This window comes from Leeia oryzae DSM 17879, from assembly GCF_000376945.1.
Taxonomy (GTDB): Bacteria; Pseudomonadota; Gammaproteobacteria; order Burkholderiales; family Leeiaceae; genus Leeia; species Leeia oryzae.
Genome location: NZ_AQXU01000019.1, coordinates 96,958 through 116,653 on the forward strand (window position 1 = coordinate 96,958; position 19,696 = coordinate 116,653).

General features: G+C 57.0%; 17 protein-coding genes. 8 read left to right on the top strand and 9 right to left on the bottom strand.

The features are described from left to right. Nucleotides 1–236: 236 nt before the first annotated feature. Nucleotides 237–1,808 (bottom strand): aldehyde dehydrogenase (NADP(+)), encoded by a 1,572-nt coding sequence (locus F552_RS0106145; protein WP_018150853.1) that lies wholly within the window; start codon nucleotides 1,806–1,808, stop codon nucleotides 237–239. Nucleotides 1,809–1,907: 99 nt separating this feature from the next. Continuing rightward, the gene (locus F552_RS0106150; RefSeq protein ID WP_018150854.1) at nucleotides 1,908–2,855 is read right to left on the bottom strand and encodes a dihydrodipicolinate synthase family protein; all 948 of its coding nucleotides are present in this window, start codon (nucleotides 2,853–2,855) and stop codon (nucleotides 1,908–1,910) included. A gap of 341 nt (nucleotides 2,856–3,196) precedes the next feature. On the opposite strand from F552_RS0106150, the gene F552_RS0106160 reads away from it, so the two are divergent. From F552_RS0106160 to sugE, 3 genes are all read left to right on the top strand, one after another. Beyond that, a complete protein-coding gene (locus F552_RS0106160; protein ID WP_018150856.1) occupies nucleotides 3,197–3,979 on the top strand; it encodes an AraC family transcriptional regulator in 783 nt (260 codons plus the stop codon). Nucleotides 3,980–4,147: 168 nt separating this feature from the next. Continuing rightward, nucleotides 4,148–4,492 carry a cupin domain-containing protein gene (locus F552_RS0106165; RefSeq protein WP_018150857.1) on the top strand — a complete coding sequence of 115 codons (345 nt, stop codon included), beginning with the start codon at nucleotides 4,148–4,150 and terminating at the stop codon, nucleotides 4,490–4,492. Between the two features lie 202 nt (nucleotides 4,493–4,694). Continuing rightward, nucleotides 4,695–5,012, top strand: a complete 318-nt coding sequence (gene sugE / locus F552_RS0106170; protein ID WP_018150858.1) for a quaternary ammonium compound efflux SMR transporter SugE — start codon at nucleotides 4,695–4,697, stop codon at nucleotides 5,010–5,012. 73 nt (nucleotides 5,013–5,085) lie between these two features. Here the strand turns inward: sugE and F552_RS0106175 are convergent, their stop codons facing one another. Further along, complete coding sequence (locus F552_RS0106175) at nucleotides 5,086–5,982, bottom strand: LysR family transcriptional regulator (RefSeq protein ID WP_018150859.1); 897 nt, start codon at nucleotides 5,980–5,982, stop codon at nucleotides 5,086–5,088. A gap of 97 nt (nucleotides 5,983–6,079) precedes the next feature. Between F552_RS0106175 and F552_RS0106180 the strand changes: the two genes are divergently transcribed. After that, a complete protein-coding gene (locus tag F552_RS0106180) occupies nucleotides 6,080–7,285 on the top strand; it encodes an MFS transporter (RefSeq protein WP_018150860.1) in 1,206 nt (401 codons plus the stop codon). Nucleotides 7,286–7,384: 99 nt separating this feature from the next. Here F552_RS0106180 and F552_RS0106185 read toward each other — a convergent pair whose 3' ends face one another. Together F552_RS0106185 and F552_RS0106190 are read right to left on the bottom strand one after the other, a co-directional pair. After that, a complete protein-coding gene (locus F552_RS0106185; RefSeq protein WP_018150861.1) occupies nucleotides 7,385–8,692 on the bottom strand; it encodes a sensor domain-containing diguanylate cyclase in 1,308 nt (435 codons plus the stop codon). 152 nt (nucleotides 8,693–8,844) lie between these two features. Further along, entirely contained in the window at nucleotides 8,845–9,762 is a 918-nt protein-coding gene (locus tag F552_RS0106190) for a LysR family transcriptional regulator (RefSeq protein WP_018150862.1), read from the bottom strand. A gap of 122 nt (nucleotides 9,763–9,884) precedes the next feature. Here F552_RS0106190 and F552_RS0106195 point away from each other — a divergent pair, with 122 nt between their 5' ends. Both F552_RS0106195 and F552_RS18635 read left to right on the top strand, forming a co-directional pair. After that, nucleotides 9,885–10,595, top strand: coding sequence for an SAM-dependent methyltransferase (locus F552_RS0106195; protein ID WP_018150863.1), 711 nt, complete (start codon nucleotides 9,885–9,887; stop codon nucleotides 10,593–10,595). 63 nt (nucleotides 10,596–10,658) lie between these two features. Continuing rightward, a complete protein-coding gene (locus F552_RS18635; RefSeq protein ID WP_018150864.1) occupies nucleotides 10,659–12,113 on the top strand; it encodes an MFS transporter in 1,455 nt (484 codons plus the stop codon). Between the two features lie 39 nt (nucleotides 12,114–12,152). Here the strand turns inward: F552_RS18635 and F552_RS20715 are convergent, their stop codons facing one another. Both F552_RS20715 and F552_RS0106210 read right to left on the bottom strand, forming a co-directional pair. Next, on the bottom strand, nucleotides 12,153–14,111 hold the full coding sequence (locus F552_RS20715) for a sensor domain-containing diguanylate cyclase (protein ID WP_245546665.1): 1,959 nt from the start codon (nucleotides 14,109–14,111) through the stop codon (nucleotides 12,153–12,155). A gap of 260 nt (nucleotides 14,112–14,371) precedes the next feature. Further along, on the bottom strand, nucleotides 14,372–15,574 hold the full coding sequence (locus tag F552_RS0106210) for an MFS transporter (RefSeq protein ID WP_018150866.1): 1,203 nt from the start codon (nucleotides 15,572–15,574) through the stop codon (nucleotides 14,372–14,374). 179 nt (nucleotides 15,575–15,753) lie between these two features. Here F552_RS0106210 and F552_RS0106215 point away from each other — a divergent pair, with 179 nt between their 5' ends. Further along, nucleotides 15,754–16,575 carry an SDR family oxidoreductase gene (locus F552_RS0106215; protein WP_018150867.1) on the top strand — a complete coding sequence of 274 codons (822 nt, stop codon included), beginning with the start codon at nucleotides 15,754–15,756 and terminating at the stop codon, nucleotides 16,573–16,575. A 153-nt stretch (nucleotides 16,576–16,728) separates the two neighbouring features. Then, a complete protein-coding gene (locus tag F552_RS0106225) occupies nucleotides 16,729–17,136 on the top strand; it encodes a DoxX family protein (RefSeq protein WP_018150869.1) in 408 nt (135 codons plus the stop codon). A gap of 100 nt (nucleotides 17,137–17,236) precedes the next feature. Here the strand turns inward: F552_RS0106225 and F552_RS0106230 are convergent, their stop codons facing one another. Further along, nucleotides 17,237–18,004, bottom strand: a complete 768-nt coding sequence (locus F552_RS0106230) for a substrate-binding periplasmic protein (protein WP_169333573.1) — start codon at nucleotides 18,002–18,004, stop codon at nucleotides 17,237–17,239. Nucleotides 18,005–18,041: 37 nt separating this feature from the next. After that, a complete protein-coding gene (locus F552_RS0106235) occupies nucleotides 18,042–19,694 on the bottom strand; it encodes a diguanylate cyclase domain-containing protein (protein ID WP_018150871.1) in 1,653 nt (550 codons plus the stop codon). Between the last annotated feature and the right edge of the window lie 2 nt (nucleotides 19,695–19,696).

A 19,696-nucleotide genomic window follows, 5' to 3' on the forward strand; every position in this document is an offset into this window, starting at 1 on the left:
TGAAGTCTCACATAAAGCCAGGCAACGGCGTTCTCCCCAACTGGCTGTTAGCAGACATTACAGCGCATTGTCATGAAATCCCGCTTTGGTCGAACAACAGCCTACTCAATACTTCCCCCATAAAAACCCAATGCGCTGACTGCTTCATTGATCCATGAAACAGTCAGCGCATTCTGTGCACATCTTCAGCAGACGCCAACCCCGTCAGCGTCTACCAATAAACGATCAGCTCACAATCAAACTTCTCTCTGTCCATCTACTAACCGGCGCAGGCCAACCGGGTTGCCGTGTTGCAGGGCGGTGGGCAGCAGGCTGTCCGGGAAGTCCTGATAGCACACCGGGCGCAGGAAGCGGAAGATGGCGGCGGTGCCGACGGAGGTGGTGCGGGTGTCGGACGTGGCCGGGAACGGGCCGCCGTGGACCATGGCATCGCAGACTTCTACGCCGGTTGGCCAGCCGTTTACCAGCAGGCGGCCGGCTTTACGTTCTAGCGTTGGCAGCAGGCTGCGGGCAGCGGGCAGGTCTGCGTCATCCAGGTGCAGGGTGGCGGTGAGCTGGCCTTCCAGATGTTCTGCCACCTGGCGGATTTCTGCATCATCGGCACACTGGACGATGATTGACGCTGAGCCAAAGTTTTCTGCCTGCAGGGCTGGGTTGGCCAGGAACTCGCGGGCGGTGGTGGTAAACAGGTGGGCCTGGCACTGGTTAGGGCCGGTGGCTTCTACACCGCGGGCAACGGTTTGTGCGTGGGCGGCCATGTCTGTCACGCCGGCCTGATAGGCGGCAAAGATGCCCGGGGTGAGCATGGTCTGGGCGTTGGCTCGCTGTACAACTTCTGCGGCGGCGCTGATAAAGCGGTTCAGGTCTGGCCCTTGTTTAGCGATGACCAGACCGGGGTTGGTGCAGAACTGGCCAGAGCCCATGGTCAGAGAGGCAATGTAGCCTTGGGCGATGGCGTCTGCGCGTGCCTGCAAGGCGGCCGGGAACAGGAATACCGGGTTAATGGAGCTCATCTCTGCATAAACCGGGATAGGTTCCGGGCGGGCCTGGGCGGCCTGGCACAGGGCAATGCCGCCACTGCGAGAGCCGGTAAAGCCAACGGCTTTGATGCGCGGGTCGTTTACCAGAGAAATACCCACTTCACGGCCAGAGCCGAACAACAGCGAAAACACGCCGGCTGGCAGTTCGCATTTAGTCACGGCGCGGGTAATGGCCAGGCCGACCAGCTCGCTGGTGCCGGGGTGGGCGCTGTGTGCCTTGACCACCACCGGGCAACCGGCGGCAAAGGCAGAGGCGGTATCGCCACCCGCTACAGAGAAGGCCAGCGGGAAGTTGCTGGCGCCAAATACGGCCACCGGGCCGACGGGAATGTGGCGCTGGCGCAAGTCAGAACGCGGCAGCGGCTGGCGCTCTGGCAGGGCAGAATCTACCCGGACATCCAGCCATTCGCCAGCGCGTACCGTGCGGGCAAACGTGCGCAACTGGCCGCAGGTACGGCCGCGCTCGCCTTGTATACGCGCGCGCGGTAGGCCGCTCTCGGCCACAGTACGGTCGATCAGTTCGTCGCCCAGGGCTTCAATCTCATCCGCGATGGTTTCCAGAAACCGGGCGCGGGCTTCCAGCGTGGTTTCGCGGTAGCTGTCGAAGGCGGCCCAGGCCAGTGCGCAGGCCTGTTCTACGTGGGATTCATTGCCGCCCAGGTAGGCGGGGGCCAGCGTTTCGTTGGTGGCCGGGTTAATGGCGTGGATAGCGGCGCGGTCGCCGGTGATGGCGTGTCCGCCAATCAGCAGTTTGCCTGTCAGGTTCATGATGACTCCAGAAAAATAGCGTGCCCCAGCGTCTACGGGCGGGGCGGGATAAAAAAAGGGCGATGCAGCCTGCATCGCCCTGTATCAGCCAAGCCTGGATCAGGCGATGTTCTGTTCAGCTGACCAGTTTTTGTACCATTCACGGAACAGTGAATACTGGGCTTCTGCGTAACGACGCTGAGAATCAGTCAGTACGTCGGTTTCGTTGAAGTGCAGGGTGTACTCTTTGTCGCCGTTCAGTACCATCAGGTGTTTGTAGTACAGCACCAGATCGCAGCCTTCGTCGAAAGAAGACAGCACGGCCAGCGCGTTTTCCAGCTCACGGGCCTGGCGGCGGGCTTTGGCATCGCCTTGCGCTGCTTTTTTGCTCAGGGCAACCAGTTGCAGCACTTCGCGTGGCAGGGCGTTACCGATACCGGTAATGGCGCCAGTGGCGTTGCAGTTCACAAAGCCGTGTACTACCTGGGTATCAACACCTACCATCAGGGTCACTGCATCGTCTTTGGAGGTGATGTTTTCTGCGGCGTAGCGCATGTCTGCCGCGCCACCAAACTCTTTGAAGCCGATCAGGTTAGGGAACTGGCTGCGCAGTTCAAAGAACAGGTCTGCACGGGTAGCAAAGCCGTAGTATGGGCTGTTGTAAATTACGGAAGGCAGGTTTGGCGCTGCTTTCAGGATGGCAGAGAAGTGGGCTTTTTGTGCCGCTGGCGATGCACCGCGAGACAATACGCGCGGGATGACCATCAGGCCGTGTGCGCCCACTTTGGCGGCGTGTGCGGCGTGGGAGACGGCTTCGCGGGTGTTCACTGCACCGGTACCGACAATGGTAGGGATGCCGGCAGCAACCAGACGCGCTACACCTTCCTGGCGCTCTGCTTCGGTCAGCAGCGGCCAGTCACCCATAGAACCACAGTACACCACGGCGCTCATGCCGATGTCGATAAGCTCGCGGCCTTTTTTCACCAGTGCGTCAAAGTCTGGCTTGCGGTCTGGGGTGCATGGGGTCATCAGTGCTGGAATGCAACCGGTGAAGATATTGTCGCTCATTGTCTTGCTCCTTAAAGCACCCGTCAGGGTGATAGCGGTAAAGTGCAGCAGGGGGTGTTGTCTAACCAGTTACTTGCATCATGGCATGTGCAGGGTGGTTTTACCGGTCTGCTGCATGCTGCTGCAAGTAACTTTCTTAGCCGCTATCATAACCATGCAGAGGGCGGCAATCTTGATGGTTATCTTCATTCTTGATGACGAAATCGGCATAGTTTGTCATGATTGCATCTGTCTTGGGGCCCAACCGTGCAACAACCCCGCCTGGCAAGCAAGCAGTACCGCTTGCCGGACGCCATTGACGACTGAGTACGGCGAGGGCAGACCAGACAGGAGCTGATGACATGACACCAAACGCACTGGCACAACTGTTTAAAGGTGATGGCCCCCATTGCCCGGATACCATTGATGAACTGTTAACCGGCCTGGCACCGCTCTTGCCCATGCTGGACGTGATCCCCAATGCGGCGATCTTCATCAAGGATGCGGGCGCGCGATACCTGTATGCCAATCATACGCTGGTGCAGCGCTGCGGGTTAAAACAGTTAAAGCCGCTGCTGGGTAAAACCAGTGCAGAGATCTTCCCCGTACAGTTTGGCCCCGGGTATACCGAGCAAGACCGGCTGGTGCTGGAGCACGGGCAACTGCTGGAAAAACAGCTGGAGCTGCACCTGTACAAAAGCCGGGAGCCCGGCTGGTGCCTGACTTACAAATGGCCGCTGCAAGACCGCAAGGGCGGGATCATCGGCCTGATGGGGATTTCGGTCGATTTGCAATCTGCCAGCAATACCCACCCGGCCTACCAGCGGCTGGACGCGGTAGATGAATATATCCGCACCCATTTTAACCGCCCGATTGCCATTGCCGAGCTGACCAAGATTGCCGGTATCTCTGCCGCCCAGCTGGAACGCTACTGCAAGCGGGTGTTTCATCTGACCCCCCGGCAGATGATTCTGAAGGCGCGTCTGGAACACGCGCACCGCCTGCTGAATACCGATATGCTGATTACCGATGTGGCGCTGCAATGCGGCTATACCGACCACAGTGCATTCAGCCGGCAGTTCAAGGCGCTGACGGGCTTTACCCCAAGGCAGTACCGGCAGGCGACCGAACGCAGCCATGTGTAGGTGTCACCATACGGCATGGCGGCGGGCCGTGTAGTGTTCGCCCCGTCTGGATGTCCGTTCCGGGGGGCTGTGTCCATTTCATCTACAAAGCATGTCGCAACCAGACAATTTGCGGTTGGGTATTACCCCGATAATGGCCGCTCTTAAACCTGACCCTCTGGAGCTGACATGTCCGATTTCATCACTGTATTGCGTGAAACTTGCCCTATCCCGGTCGTGGATGCCACCAAGTGGAAGCGCATTGGCGGCGACCCGCACACCGTAAACCTGAATGCGTACCTGTCTAAAGACGGCAGCAAGATCATGGGGACCTGGATCTGCACCCCGGGCAAGTTCGAGGTAAATTACGAGAAATGGGAATACTGCCATTTTCTGGATGGCTATTGCATCATCACCCCGGAAGGCGAAGAGCCGGTGCACCTGAAGGCGGGGGACGTGTTTGTGATTGAGCCCGGCATGAAGGGCACCTGGGAAGTGGTAGAAACCGTGCGCAAGTATTTTGTATTTGCCTGATCGGTTAACACGGCATGCATAAGCCACCCGCCGGCACGCTAGCTACGGGTGGTTTGATGTACTGACAACGCGGGCCGGTACTGGCGGGTTGCCCGAAAGCCGGCGGCGTTGTGCTATGATTTTATCTCTGCAATGGATGTGAGGACGACCTCACATTGTCTTTTGGTTCGGGGACGACCCCTCTGTTGATGAGGTGCGTTTCATGAACTGGTCTATTTTGCTGGTCGCGGGGTTGCTGGAAGTCGGTTGGGCTATCGGGCTCAAATATACGGACGGCTTTTCGCAATTCTGGCCTTCTGTCTGGACGGTGCTGTCCATGATGCTCAGTGTCACCTTGCTTGGTGTGGCCATGAAGTCTTTGCCGGTAGGCACTGCCTATGCGGTTTGGGTGGGCATTGGCGCAATTGGCACCGCGGTGATGGGCATGCTGCTATTTAACGAACCGGCCACGCTGGTCCGCTTGTTAAGCCTGCTGCTGATTTTTGCCGGTATTGTCGGGCTAAAGGTTTCTGCTGGTTGAGCGGCAGACGTTTGATGCTTGGTTGCAGTGGTCTTCACTGCCGCTTGAATCGTCTGCCAGATGCCTGCAGGGTCTATCCGGCAAATGTTGGCTTGAGGTGCGCAGCCAGAAAATCAATAAAATGGGATATGCGCGGAGCAAGAAATCCTTGGCGATAAAATACCGCCCAGACGGGTTGCATCCATGGCAGCCTGATGTCTGCCAGCACGTCTACCAGCCGCCCCTGGCGGACATCTTCCCGCACCAGAAAATCGGACAAGCAGGCAATGCCAGACCCGGACAACGCCATGAAGCGAATGGTTTCTCCATTAGAAGAGGCAATATCGGGTGTCACGGTATAACCGGCATTGCCCTGATGCGCCAACGGCCAGATATTCAGTGAGGCGGGTTTGGTAAATCCGAGCAATTGATGCTGTTGCAGGTCTTCAACCATCACGGGTGTGCCGCAGCGCTTCAGGTAATCGGGCGATGCGACCAGTCTTAGCCTGTTTTCAAAGAGCAGGCGTGCATTCAGGGTGGAGTCTTCCAGCGGGCCTACGCGAATTGCCACATCTGCCCGTTCTTCGATCAGGTCAATGATGGCTTCTTCGCCGACCAGTTCCAGCCGGATATCCGGGTAGCGCTGCCGGAAAACCGGCAGGATGGGCGTAATCAGATGATTGAGTACCGGGGTGGCGGCATTGATGCGAACCAGCCCAGACGGCTGCCGTGCGGTGGATTGCAGGGTGAGGGTGGTTTCTGTCAGCCGGTTCAGAATGTCGTTGGCCCGCTGCAGAAACCATTGTCCTTCTTCGGTCAGATCCAGTCGCCGCGTGGTACGGGTGATCAAACGCACCCCCAGCTGTTTTTCCAGCCGGCTGATGCTGCGACTGATACCGGATGGTGTCAGGTTCAGCCGGTCTGCCGCCGCGGTAAAAGAACCCTCATGGACGACCGTCACGAAAATCTGCAGTGTGTCTGTGGCAATCATTATTGACTTTCAGTCACAAGATTTTGTCATTTATACCTGTTTTTCTGATGGATGCAAGCAAAGATAATCGCTGCATGTTCAATCAGCGGAGTCAATCATGCCATTAGCCTTGTGGGCACTTACCTTGAGTGCGTTTGCAATCGGAACCACGGAGTTTGTGATTGTGGGATTAATACCAACCATAGCGTCCAGTCTGCACGTGTCTTTGCCGTCTGCCGGCTTGCTGGTCAGCCTGTATGCGCTGGGGGTAGCCATTGGTGCGCCGTTGCTGACGGCCCTGACAGGGCGCATGCATCGGAAAACGCTGCTGCTGAGCCTGATGGCCCTATTTACGCTGGGGAATCTGGTGGCCTGGCAGGCACCCACTTACCAGGCGCTTATCCTGGCCAGGATTCTGACCGGGCTGGCGCATGGGGTGTTTTTCTCGATTGGTTCTACCATTGCCACCAGCCTGGTGCCCAAGGAAAAGGCCGCCAGCGCCATTGCATTGATGTTTTCCGGGCTGACGGTTGCGCTGGTCACGGGCGTACCCATGGGTACCTATATTGGTCAGGTGTTTGGCTGGCAAAGCACGTTCCTGGCGGTGTCGCTGCTGGGCGTTATCGCCTTTATGGGTAGCCTGATTCTGGTGCCTGGCAAGATGGAGAAACCGGTCGCCAGTTCGGTGCTGGCCCAGTTGGCCGTGCTGAAAAAACCGCGCCTGTTGCTGGTGTACGCCATGACGGCACTGGGTTATGGCGGTTCTTTTACCGCGTTTACCTATCTGGCCCCGATGCTGGAAGACGTGACCGGCTTCAGTGCTTCTTCTGTCGGGCTGGTCATGCTGGTGTATGGTGTTTCGGTGGCGCTGGGTAATATCTGGGGCGGCAAGCTGGCGGATAAAAAAGGAGCGGTTCGGGCCTTGCAGATCATTTTTGCCGGACTGGCAGGGGTACTGTTGCTGTTATCGCTGACGGCTGGTTCCAAGTGGTTGGTGGTGCTGACGGTGCTGCTCTGGGGGGGCGTCGCATTTGGTAACGTCGCCGGTTTGCAGCTGTATGTGGTCCAGCAGGCGGAGCGGGAAACCCCGCATGCGGTGGATGTAGCCTCCGGCTTGAATATCGCTGCTTTTAACGTAGGTATTGCGTTTGGTGCCTGGGCTGGCGGGCATATTGTCAGCCACATCGGCATCATGGCAACGCCGTGGATTGGTGCCCTGTTTGTGATGTCTGCCTGGCTGCTGACCACCTGGTCTGGCGTACTGGACCGTCGGGCAGGGTATCATCCGCTGACCAGGCCGGCAAAGGCGATTAGCTCGCATTAAGGTGTTGAGCGCGCGATGGTTGCGCTGGCGTGGGCAAGCGAAGTCTTGCCCACGAAAGGGTGAGACCTGGCCTCGGCTGACTGGGTTTGCAACAGGCATTCAGCCATGCAATCCATCGGTCAGTTGGCAGACCTGATTACGTCCGTTGGCTTTTGCCAGATACATGGCCTGATCAGCGCGCTCTAGCACGCTGTCAAAGTTCGTGTCCTGGGTCGCCAGGGCGGTAACACCAATACTGGCAGTGGGTTTTAATTCGGCCGCCTGGTCGGTCACAACGGAGATTTTATGGAAAGACTTGCATAAACGGTGTGCCAGCTTCACGGCTTCTTCCAGCCGGGTGTTGGGCATCAAAATGGCAAATTCTTCTCCACCCAGACGGCCAAGCGTATCGGATTCACGGATATTCTGCATGCAGTGGGTGGCCACGGCTTTCAGGAGCAGGTCACCGGTCTTGTGGCCATAGGTATCGTTAACGCGCTTGAAGTAGTCGATATCGATCATCATCACCGACAAGGGCTGCGCATAGCGTTGGGCTCTTGAAAACTCGCTTTCGGCCAGCATGAAAAACCGTCTCCGGTTGCTGACCCCTGTTAGCGAGTCATAATGTGCCTGACTTTCCAGTACTTCTTTCAGCTCATGAAGCTCAGTAATATCGGTTGAAAAACCGATTAAGCTATCGGGTTGGTCCGGCAAGTAGATGGGGGTCTTGATGGTCCAGTAATGGCGAAGAACGCCATTAGGGTCGGCAAAAGACTCCTCGCCGGATTGCTTGATACCTGAGTCAAACACCATTTTGTCCAGTGCCCAGAGCTTGTCGGCAATGTCTTTTGCCATTACTTCTTCATCACGCCGGCCAATGATCTCCTCGGCGGGTAAACCCAAGACCCGTGCTGTCTGATGGTTGACATACAGAAAGCGCCGGTCTTTGTTTTTCATGTAGACATAGGCTTCCACATTATTGAGGATGGTATCCAGCAATTGCTGTTTAACCAGCAGTTCACTTTCAAGGCGTTTGCGTTCGGTGATGTCGGTAGAAATGCCACCCATGCCGATGACTTCGCCGCTGGCATCACGGATTGGGGCTTTGACTGTCCAGTACACACGCGTTTCGCCAGATGGCTTGATGATATTCAGCTCTTCTTTTTCGATGACTTCCCCAAAGTCGAGCACGCGCCGGTCGTTGATTTGTAGTTCTCTGGAGATTTCCAGGTCGAAAAATTTGCTGTCATCCTGCCCGACGATCTCTTCCAGCGGCACGCCAAACAACTGGCAGACAAGCTCATTGGCAAAGGTGTAACGTCCTTGTTTGTCTTTGGTATAGACATAAGCACCCACGTTATTCAACACTGTTCGTAGGCCTAACAGCGCTTCCTGGAGTGCCTGTAGCAGTTCATCATCTTTGGGCATATTGATTACCCTCCAAGAAATCAGACACATTGCAATTGACGCTGGGCTTGTTTGGCAAGCAGGGTAGAAATGTGAAAACGGGAAACAACGATAATGACTGCTGAATTCACTATAGTTACATTTTTACGACCTGGCTACCGGTTTGGTGACGGTTAAATCATGTTGCTCTGGTCCGTTACGGTGTCAGTGCACACGTCTTTCAGGCACTGGCGTAGCCACTGGTGCACCGGGTCGGCATCTTGCCGCGGGTGCCAGATCATCGACAGCGTGATATCTGGGATGTTGACCGGCAGGGCAAAACTGAATAGCCCGGCCCGCAAGTAGCCGGTATGCCGTTCCGGCACGGTGGCAATCAGGTCGGTCTCTCGCACCAGCGCCAGCGCCGACGAAAATCCGCCCACAATGATGCTGACTTCCCGCGCGAGGCCTGACGCCTGCAAGGCATCGTCCACCGGGCCTTTGTCCAGATTGCGTCTGGATACCATGATATGCCGGCCAGCCGCAAAACGTGCTGCGGTGATCTCGCCCTGGCACAGCGGGTGGCCTTGCCGGACTACCCCGATAAAACGGTCCCGGAACAGGGCGCGCACCCGTAGCTCCGGACTGGTGTTTTCGCCAATCACCCCCGTATCCATATCCACCAGACCTTCCCGCAGGGGCGCGCTGTCCTTGTTGGTTTTGGGCATGAAGCTGAGTCGTATGCCGGGGGCGGCCTCGTTCACCCGGCTGACCAGGCGGGGGCCGAAGTTCTCTACAAATCCGTCGCTGGTCCGTAACGTGAATGTACGTTTGACGGTTTTCAGGTCGATGACCGTGGCAGGGCGCAGCACGGTTTCTGCATCTTGCACCAGCAGACTCACGCGTTCGCGCAGTTCCAGCGCGCGCGGGGTGGGCACCAGCCCTCTGCCGGCCCTGACCAGCAACGGGTCGCCAGTGGTTTCGCGCAGCCTGGCCAGCGCACGGCTCATGGCAGACGGGCTCAGCCGCAGCCGCTGGGCCGCGCGTGCCACACTGCCTTCTGTCAGCAGTACATCCAGGGTAATCAGTAAATTCAGGTCGGGCATGGTCATGTGCTTACCATAGCACAACCTGACATGGCGTTAAACACACTTATAAAGTGTCATCCATGCGTCTTCCGCCGTGTGATGCAGGGGCGTACGCTAGGGGCCATGAATCCACAGGAGTAAACCTCATGCATTGCAATGCCCCTTTTGCTGACAGCAACACCCAAACCACCCAGCCTGATACCGCGATGACGGCGGCCACCACTGCCAAATCCTTTTGCGCAGCGCCCTTGCTGGAGCGTGATTACTGGAACCAGCGCTACCAGACCAAGGCGTTCATCTGGACACAAACCGCCAACCAGTTTCTGATGGCGGAAGCCGCATCGCTGACACCGGGGCGTGCGCTGGACCTGGCCGCCGGGGAAGGGCGCAATGCCGTCTGGCTGGCAGAACAAGGCTGGTCGGTTGATGCCATTGATTTCTCTGATGTGGCCATCGACAAAGGCCGGCAACTGGCAGACGCGCGTCAAGTGTCCGGCCAAGTCCGTTTTGAGGTGGCGGATCTGAGGACGCATACCCCGGAAGAACAAGCATATGCATTGGTGGTGGTGATGTATCTGCAACTGCCGCTGGCAGAGCTGGCCCCCATCCTTGCCCGTGCCGTGCGGGCGGTGGCACCGGGCGGTACTTTTCTGCTGGTCGGGCACGACAGCGAGAATCTGGCCCGTGGCGTTGGTGGCCCCCGGCATCCGGACATGCTCTATACCGCTGCTCAGGTAACTGCCCTCATCGGCGATGCCCTCGACATCCGGCAGGCGTGCCAGGTGGAGCGTCTGGTTCGCTCGGACGATGGTGACAAGGTGGCGCTGGATTGTCTGGTTCGCGGGCAACGTGTGTAAACCATCTGCCCTGGTCGAGGCGCAAGTCGTTTGCACATGCATTCACGGTTTAAGGAGTACATCATGAAACACATTTTGAAGCACACGCCGGCCGAGCCCACATCGGCAGGCCGGTTTTCAGCGCCGGTACGTTGGGTATTGGTCAGTTTGTCTCTGTCCATGCTGATGTCGTCGCTGGGGACCAGTATCGCCAATGTGGCTTTGCCTACGCTGGTCGGCGTGTTTGGCGTCACATTCCAGCAAGTACAATGGGTGGTACTGGCGTACCTGCTGGCCATTACCACCCTGATTGTCAGCGTCGGCCGGCTGGGGGATTTGCTCGGGCATCGTCGCTTGTTGTTATGGGGCATCTCGCTGTTTACGGTTGCTTCTATCGTGGGCGGGTCGTTTTCTTATGGCGTGCTGATTGCCGCACGGGTCGTCCAGGGGGTAGGTGCCGCCATCATGATGGCGCTCAGCATGGCTTTTGTGGCCGATACCGTGCCCAAAGACCGCACCGGCCGCGCCATGGGGCTGTTGGGGACCATGTCTGCCATGGGTACTGCGCTTGGGCCATCACTGGGCGGTATGCTGATTGCCAGTCTCGGCTGGCGTGCCATTTTCTGGGTGAATGTCCCGTTGGGTATAGTGGCTTGGATACTGACCTTGCGTCACCTGCCTGCAGATAGCGAGCACGCCAAACCTCGGCTGACAGACTTTGATGGCATCGGCACCATGCTGCTGGCGGTCACGCTGGCCGCCTATGCCTTGGGGATGACGATGGGGCGCGGACATTGGGGTGCGCAGAATATCGTGCTCTTGCTGTTGGCAGGCGCCGGTTTGGCGGTATTCTTGCTTGCGGAAACCAGAGTCAACTCCCCTTTGATCCGCCTGGTGATGCTGCGTGACCCGGTGCTAAGCGCCGGGCTGGTGATGAGTGCGTTGGTATCTACTGTACTGATGGCAACGCTGGTCGTGGGGCCGTTTTATCTCTCGCATGCGCTGCTACTTGATACGGCGGTGGTCGGGCTGGTCATGTCGAGCGGGCCGATTGTATCGGCGCTGTCTGGCGTGCCCGCCGGGTATGTGGTCGATCGCTTTGGCGCAAAAAACATGGTGGCGCTTGGCCTGACGGGCATTCTGGCCGGCACCGGCATGCTGGCCCTGCTGCCGGTCTCGCTAGGCATTGCCGGGTATGTTTTGCCGATCATGGTAACCACGTATGGCTACGCGCTCTTTCAGGCGGCCAACAACACCATGGTCATGACCGGTATCCCGGCCGGCCAACGTGGCAGTATCTCCGGTTTGCTCAATCTGTTCCGTAATCTGGGGCTGATCACCGGGGCGTCGGTAATGGGGGCGATTTATGCGATTGCGGCCGGAGAGACGGGTACGTTAACCGTCCAGCCCGAGGCGGTTGCAGCCGGCTTGCACCTGACTTTTGGGGTTGCGGCAGTGCTGATGGTAGTCGCGCTGGTGGTAGCCCTATGGGGGCGAGGCATCATGCTGCAACCACGGGTAGAGCCCAAAGGCGAATAAGGGCTGGTAGCGGGCGGGCAGGTCAACACAGTGCAGATGCTAATTATTGCGCCGGAAAGACTGCACCCTATTGCGGCCGCCCGCCTTGGCGGCATACAGCGCAATGTCTGCCCGGTGCACCACCTCTTCCTCATTTTTGTCTTCGCCGTCAGCCATCGCCACCCCGATGCTGACGGTCACTTGTTTGACCACCGGCATCACGCGTACTTCGGCTGCATGCCGGATTTTTTCTGCAATGATCAGGGCATCCTCCAGACTGGTATCCGGGAGAATCACCAGAAACTCTTCTCCGCCAAAGCGGGCCACAAAGTCGGTTTCCCGCAAAGAGAGGTTCAGCATCTCGCCAAACTGTCGCAAGACCTGGTCCCCGGTTTCGTGACCATAGGTATCGTTAATATGCTTGAAATAATCTATATCCAGAAACAGCACGGCATACGGAATACCGATACGTTTTAGCCGCAAAAACTCCTGGCGCAAGCGTTCGTTGGCGGCGGTGCGGTTTTTCAGCCCGGTGAGAATGTCTTTGCGCGCCAGTTGTTCCAGCGCTGCATTGGCTTGCATCAGGGCTTCGGTGCGGTCTGCTACCTGTTGCTCCAACTGTTGCAAATGTGATTGCTGCTCGGCTTCTAGCGCCAGCTCGGCTTCTTTGCGCTGCGTAATATCCAGCACGCTGCCATGCAGTTCAGAGACATCGCCGTTGGCATCGCGGATGGTTTCGCACTTGAGATTCAGCCAAAGGGTCTTGCCGCTGGCATGGTTTGCCTGTAATTCCAGATCAAAGCCAATGCCGGTCTGCACTGCCGTTGCCATTGCCTCGTCCAGATGGTCCCATGACGCTGCTGGCAGCAAGGTATCGCGCAGCTGCGGAAAGGGCGGGACAGCCTGGCCAAAGATGTCTTCCAGAGAGTCCGATACGACCATCTTGCCGCTGTTGGGGTGCCATTGCCAAAAGCCAAAGCCGGCAACGCGGTGGGCTGCATAGAGTTCCGCCGCCCGTTTTTCCAGCAAGATGGCTGCCTGATGGATGGCCGTTGCAATCTCTGCGGATTCCTGGATTTCGATAAACGGAACATCGACCGGATTGTCTTTGCCCATGGCCTGTGCCGGTGCGCGCAGCGCATGTACGGAACGAGAAATTTTCCGCCCGGCCAGCAAGGCCAGCCCCAGGCCAATGACCAGCAGGACGACCATGCCAGCAATCAGCCAATACAGGGTGACATTCAATTCTTGTGCCAATATCTGGCGCGGAATCCCGATACCCACGCTCCAGTTGGTGCGCGGCGATCTGCTCCAGACCGAGGTGATCGGAATCCCTTCCAGCGTCGTTGTACTGATGACACCTTCGGAGGCTTCCTTGATGCGCCGGATATAATCGGTGGCGCCTTTACGGCCGACAAATTTTTCCGGGGAGTGGGTGCGGGCCACAATGGTGCCTTGATCATCAAATATGACGGCAATCCAGTCGGGCGGAAAATTCTGGGTGGTCAGAATGCTGTTGAACTGGCTTGGCACAATCCCCATGCTCAGCACATACATCACCTTGCCATGCTGCATGACCGGTACATCAATGCTCATCAAGGGCTTTTTCAACAGTTTGCCGATATAGATGGCAGACATTTCCGGTTGGCCGGTGGCAAAAATGCGTTTTATTGCCTGCAAATTGCCATGCAGCGGCAAAGGGGTGCCATACGGGCGCAAGGTATTGATCAACTGCTGGCCGCTTGCGTCACAGAGGACGACATTCATCCCGACTTTGGTCTGTGCAAGAACATTGGTTGCCCAGCGGTGAAAACCGGCCAGGTCATGCCGGTCTATCCCGCCAAACGTAGACAGGGTCTGGGCCGTGGCTTTGGCCCGGAACAATTGGCTATCCACCGACTGGACCATGGCGCGGGCGGTGGCCTTCATGTTGGATTCCAGCTGCGCGCGGTTATTCTGATACTCGCGGGAGAACAGAAAAGCCGTCCCCAGAATGCCAGGCAACAGGCTGGCAAGCACTAACCACAACAGAACCGTGCCGATTCGTCTGTGGCGGCGTGGTTGAGCATCATGCGTTTGGCTGGGTAACATACGTATATGAAGTACCCTTTCCCTGGGGGGATGCCGGCAGACAAGCCGGCTCACTGTAATCAGAACGCTACTGATTTTGTTATAGCTGCTTTTTGATACTGTATCTGGATAATTTCCAGGCAGCTTGCCAAGGCACGGGGTAATTGCTTCGCCAAACAATACGCAAGGCTTCTTTTGCGCCTGCCCGGTCAGGTTGTCCTGGTGTATCGTTTTTCGGTCCGGAACAGCAAGAATGCCGTTACCGGCATGGCAAAGCCGATCCAGGTGGTGATTTGCCAGCCATAACGGGCAAACGCCCATCCGCCAATGGCAGAGCCAAATGCGCCTCCCATAAAGAAGGTTGCCATGAAGATGCCGTTCAAGCGGCCGCGGTACTCTGCCCCTAGCGAGTAAATCACCCGCTGGCTGAGCGTCACATTACCGGCAGCCCCAAAATCCAGCACGATGGCAGATGCCACCAGCAGCGCCAGATCAAGCACCGAACTACCAGGTGCCAGATGGATCAGCAAAAAGGCCGATGCAACAGCCGCCATGGCAATGATGGTGGCCGGCTGAATCCAGCCCTTGTCTGCCACTCTGCCTGCAATGGGGGTGGCAACCGCACCCGCCACCCCGGCTAGGGCAAACAGCGCAATGCCCGCTTGCGACATATGAAACGCCGGCCCGGCCAGATACAACGGTACCGTGGTCCAGAACAGGCTAAACGCCGCAAACAGGAAAGCCTGGTACAGGGATCGCCGTTGCAGAATGGGGGTCGTCCGCGCCAGATGCAGCATGGACTTCATCAGGTCCTGATAGTGCAGGTTATTCTTGGGGGCTCTGGCTGGCAGTATCCGCCACAGTACAAAGCCAAGCACGAGCATCGATGCGGCCGACAACAGAAAAATCACATGCCACGAGCTGATCTGGGTGACAAAACTGGCGACGGGTCGGGCCATCATGATGCCCAGCATCAAACCGCTCATCACGTTACCAACCACCTGACCGCGGGTGGCTTCTGGTGCCAGGTGGGCGGCATATGGCACCAGCACCTGTACCGCCACAGAACCCAGCCCGATCAGTAAAGAAGACGCCAGAAACATCCACGCCTGCCCAGAGAGTGCAGCCATCAGCAGGGCAAAAATGCCCATCCCCATCAGGCACAGGACCAGGCGGCGGTTTTCAATCAGGTCCCCCAGCGGCACGATGAATAGCAAACCAATGCCGTAGCCAATCTGGGTCAAGGTCACAATCAGCCCTGCGGATTCTGCAGACATGCCGAGCGCGAGACGGATCGGGCCAACCAGCGGTTGTGCATAGTAAATGTTGGCCACAATCAGGCCGCAGGCGGTTGCCAGCAGCAGGGTCAGGCCAGCGGAAATAGTCGTTGAAGTCGTTGTGTGATTAGGCATCAAGACACCCGTGAAGTATTGACATCAAGAGAGCACATAAAACCCGAATGGTAAAAGATTCCCATTCCGCATCTCATTTTCTTCGACTATGCTGGAACATGGACGGTTATACAACCATTTTGTCCGCAATGTGTGGTGATTCACCAGGAATTACCAGATAACGCAGATGTTTTGGGGGGATGCTCGTGAACCAGTTTGCAGAAAAAATCGTGGTGGTGACCGGTAGTACGCAGGGGCTGGGCGCGGCCATTGCCTTGCTACATGCGCAGCGGGGTGCAAAAGGTATTGTCATTTGCGGCCGCTCTACCGCCAAAGGCGAGGCCAAAGCCGCAGAAATCAAGGCCCGTACCGAAGTTGAAGTGCGCTTTTTCCCGGCCGATTTATCCCGGGTAGAAGATTGCAGGCGGGTGATCGAGGTAGCGGACGAGACCTTTGGCCGGGTTGACATTCTGGTGAACGCGGCCGCCCTGACCGATCGGGGCACCATCCTGGATACTAGCCCCGAGCTGTTTGACAACATGTTTGCCACCAATGTCCGGGCACCGTTTTTCCTGATGCAAGAAGCTATCAAGCTGATGATTCGCGACCAGATTGCCGGGGCCATTGTGAACATCTGCTCCATGTCTGCCAAAGCCGGTCAGCCGTTCTTGTCTGCCTATTGTGCATCCAAAGGGGCGCTGGCGACGCTGACAGAGAATACCGCCTACGCAGTGCTCCGTAACCGGATTCGCGTGAACGGGCTCAACATCGGCTGGATGGCATCTGAAGGAGAAGACCAAATTCAGCGCAGGTTTCATGGTGCGCCGGCAGACTGGCTGGAAAAAGCCTCTGCCGCCCAGCCTTTCGGCCGGCTTATTCAACCGCAAGAAGTGGCCAGAGCCGTGGCGTTTCTGACCAGTGAGGAGTCCGGTTTGATGACCGGTTCCATGATCAATTTTGACCAGTCTATCTGGGGGGCGTATGACGAATCGCCGCACCCCAAAGGTCCCATGACACTCTAAACCCGCTATGTGAACTCGTGCTGCCAATGAAGCATTTGCATCTTTGCCAGGCTTGTTTTACAGTCCTTCATGACAATGGCAAACATGCCAGTGTCTTGGTGATGTTCAAACCGTATGACGTTCTGTGCAGTACCTACTCTCAGGAGCCTCATCATGCCGGATTCACTTCAAAACCCGTTTGCATTCATTGGCCGCTTGCTGATTGCCAGCCTGTTTTTGCCTGCCGGTATCGGCAAGATCACCGGATTTGCTGGCACCGTAGGCTACATTGCCTCCGCAGGGCTGCCCCTGCCAACGGTCGCTGCTGTGATCGCCATTATCGTGGAAGTATTGGGTAGTCTGGCCCTGATTGTGGGGTGTTGTACCCGGCTTGCCGCGCTGGCAATGGCCATTTTTACGCTGGCGGCCTGTTTTTCGTTTCATGCCTATTGGGCGGCGCCCGCGGCGCAGGTCATGTCGGCCAAGCTGATGTTCTTCAAGGATATTGCCATTGCCGGCGGCTTGCTGACTGTGGCAGCCTGGGGGGCAGGGGCGTGGAGCATGGATGCCCGTCGCCGCTAAGGGGTGAAACAGCGGAGATGACGATGGGTCATCTCCGCTTTGGGCCATGGGTTAACTGACAGCACTACAGACGAGACACCTGCAGGCTGGTACTCATCGTCTAACGATACCTGGCCAGAATCTTTTCCATGGTACTGGCCTTGAAAAGTTGTTGCTGGGCCTGATTGAGCGCCGCCAGGCTGACATGACTGTTTTTGGGACGGGCGCAATACAGGTCGAGCGTGCTGATGACCAGTGGTGACAGTGCCAAATCGCTCAGTTGCGCATCGGTTTTGTGCAAAAAGTCGAAATCAATGGTGCGGATGACCGCATAGTCTGTGCGACCCAAGATAAGCTTTTGAATCACCCCGGTCTCGCTGGGTGAATCGTCCCGGCGGATCGTACCACTGGCAAATAACGGGTCCAGCAACACAAACTGGTAGCCCAACACCGTGCCGATGGTTTTCCCTTTGAGTGCATCGACAGTCTGGATATGAGCATCTGCCTGCTTGCTGACCAGACGTTCTTCGATCCGGATAATGGGTTGAGGCCAGTCATAGCCGGATTTGAGGGCCGCCGGCAACCAGTCCGGGCTGATAAAGCAACGCAAGTCCGCCAGCCCTTTGCTGATCGCCAGTTCTTGCCGTTTGCGCGGGTAAAAGACATTGACCGGGGTACGCCCCAAGGCGCCTGCCAGCGCCGCTTGCCAGTCCTTGATGATGCCATCCACCAGCGCGGGTGTGCCATCGGGCGCCGTCATGATAAGGGCAAATGGCATTTCCCTGCCTTCCAGCACCAGAAACCGCACGGATGGTGCTGCCTGTGCAGGTTCACAAAGCAACAGGCTCAGACTGCCCAACATGACTAGCCAATACAGGAACCGTGCCATCTTGGTCACCATCTTTCTGTAGGGGTAGGGTACTTCGTCACTGACGCTGCTTTTTCTCCTCATACATTGCTATATCTGCATTCTTGATCATTTGATCAAGGTCAAGTGCATCGCCACTATGCACCTGATAACCCATGCTGGCAGAACAATTGACGGTCAGGTCATCCAGTACATAAGGCTGTGCCAGCAACGTTTTGAGATGCGTGACGAATTCCGCCACGCGAGCCAAGGCGGCTTCTTGGGGTAGCTGCAGGTTTTCCAGCAGCAAGACAAACTCATCTCCGCCAAGACGGGCCGCCATATCATGATGGCGAATGCTTTTTTTCAGCCGGTTGGCGACTTCTTGCAGTAGTTGGTCCCCGACCTGATGACCGTACTCATCATTGATTGGCTTGAACCGGTCCAGATCAATGAAAATGATGGCAAATGCAGTCTGCTGGCGAAGGCTGGTCAGCTGCGCTTCATGCAGTTTATCCAGCAGCAAACGGCGGTTGGCCAGATGGGTCAGCGGATCATGGAATGCCATTTCGGCCAGTTGTATCTCGGCACGACGATAATCCGTTACATCTCTGATGACCACCATGAACCCCGTCGGGTAGCGCAAGCCGTCATACAGGTTTTGCGCCGACGCTTCAAAATAGCGTGTACCTGAGTCGTACTGGATTTCACAGCTGGAAATCTGCAGGCTTTGTTTTTCAATGGCACCCAGTACGGCGTTTTCAATGGCCAGATTGAGGGGCAAGGGAAACACGGCACTCGGAGGCTGATGTTGCCAATCCGGGTTTTCCAATAACATCTGCATATTCGCGGGCAAATACAATTCGGACAGCGCACAAGAGGTATCCAGCGTCATCACGATATCCGGAATGGCACGGATCAGCGTATCCAGCCGGTTTTTCTCTGCCAGCAGCGCAATGGCGTCTTTTTTACGGGCACTGATATTGATGAAGGTGCCAATGATTCTGGTGCCGGCATGGATTGCCGTTTTGTCTTCCGGCTTGCCCAAAACCTGCATCCACACAAAGGCATTGCGTTTGTCACGCCAGCGGGTCTCGATGGACAGGAGCATCGACTCCCCGGCGCACACGGCTTCTCCAGCTGCCTTAAAGTTGGCCAGATCATCCGGATGGACCAGGGTTTCCATGCTCACAGGGTTGCTGGGTAATTCTGACGGACCGTATCCCAGGGCCTGGGCATAGCGCGGGTCAAGCGTGATCTGTCCAGTGGGTAAGTGCCATTCCCATAAGCCTTGTTGCGTGCCGGTCAGCGCCAGATGCAGCTCTTTGCCCAGTTTGGCACGCTCCAGGCAGTTCTTGATCCGCAAGCGGGCAATGATCAGGTTAATGGGCTTGGTCAGGTAGTCGTCCGCCCCCAGCGCCAACCCTTCCGATTCATGCTCGGCGGCATCCAGTGCTGTCAGGAAGATAATCGGGATGTCACGGGTAGTTACATCTGCTTTCAGTTGCCGGCAGACTTCATAGCCGTCCATGACTGGCATCATGATGTCCAGCAAAATCAGGTCTGGCGGTTCGTCTTCCCGGACACGTTGCAATGCTTGCAGGCCAGACAAGGCAAAGCGGATGTCGTAGTCGTTTTCCAGCGCCCCCATCAAAATCTCGATATTGGTGGCTGTGTCATCCACCACCAGTATCTTGGGCTTCCTAATCTGGGTTATGTATTGGGTAATCATGA

Bases quoted from the DNA above. Each gene is read 5' to 3' on its own strand.
- F552_RS0106145 (WP_018150853.1), bottom strand. From the start codon at position 1,808: ATGAACCTGACAGGCAAACTGCTGATTGGCGGACACGCCATCACCGGC.
- F552_RS0106150 (WP_018150854.1), bottom strand. From the start codon at position 2,855: ATGAGCGACAATATCTTCACCGGTTGCATTCCAGCACTGATGACCCCA.
- F552_RS0106160 (WP_018150856.1), top strand. From the start codon at position 3,197: ATGACACCAAACGCACTGGCACAACTGTTTAAAGGTGATGGCCCCCAT.
- F552_RS0106165 (WP_018150857.1), top strand. From the start codon at position 4,148: ATGTCCGATTTCATCACTGTATTGCGTGAAACTTGCCCTATCCCGGTC.
- sugE (WP_018150858.1), top strand. From the start codon at position 4,695: ATGAACTGGTCTATTTTGCTGGTCGCGGGGTTGCTGGAAGTCGGTTGG.
- F552_RS0106175 (WP_018150859.1), bottom strand. From the start codon at position 5,982: ATGATTGCCACAGACACACTGCAGATTTTCGTGACGGTCGTCCATGAG.
- F552_RS0106180 (WP_018150860.1), top strand. From the start codon at position 6,080: ATGCCATTAGCCTTGTGGGCACTTACCTTGAGTGCGTTTGCAATCGGA.
- F552_RS0106185 (WP_018150861.1), bottom strand. From the start codon at position 8,692: ATGCCCAAAGATGATGAACTGCTACAGGCACTCCAGGAAGCGCTGTTA.
- F552_RS0106190 (WP_018150862.1), bottom strand. From the start codon at position 9,762: ATGACCATGCCCGACCTGAATTTACTGATTACCCTGGATGTACTGCTG.
- F552_RS0106195 (WP_018150863.1), top strand. From the start codon at position 9,885: ATGCATTGCAATGCCCCTTTTGCTGACAGCAACACCCAAACCACCCAG.
- F552_RS18635 (WP_018150864.1), top strand. From the start codon at position 10,659: ATGAAACACATTTTGAAGCACACGCCGGCCGAGCCCACATCGGCAGGC.
- F552_RS0106210 (WP_018150866.1), bottom strand. From the start codon at position 15,574: ATGCCTAATCACACAACGACTTCAACGACTATTTCCGCTGGCCTGACC.
- F552_RS0106215 (WP_018150867.1), top strand. From the start codon at position 15,754: ATGCTCGTGAACCAGTTTGCAGAAAAAATCGTGGTGGTGACCGGTAGT.
- F552_RS0106225 (WP_018150869.1), top strand. From the start codon at position 16,729: ATGCCGGATTCACTTCAAAACCCGTTTGCATTCATTGGCCGCTTGCTG.
- F552_RS0106230 (WP_169333573.1), bottom strand. From the start codon at position 18,004: ATGGCACGGTTCCTGTATTGGCTAGTCATGTTGGGCAGTCTGAGCCTG.
- F552_RS0106235 (WP_018150871.1), bottom strand. From the start codon at position 19,694: ATGATTACCCAATACATAACCCAGATTAGGAAGCCCAAGATACTGGTG.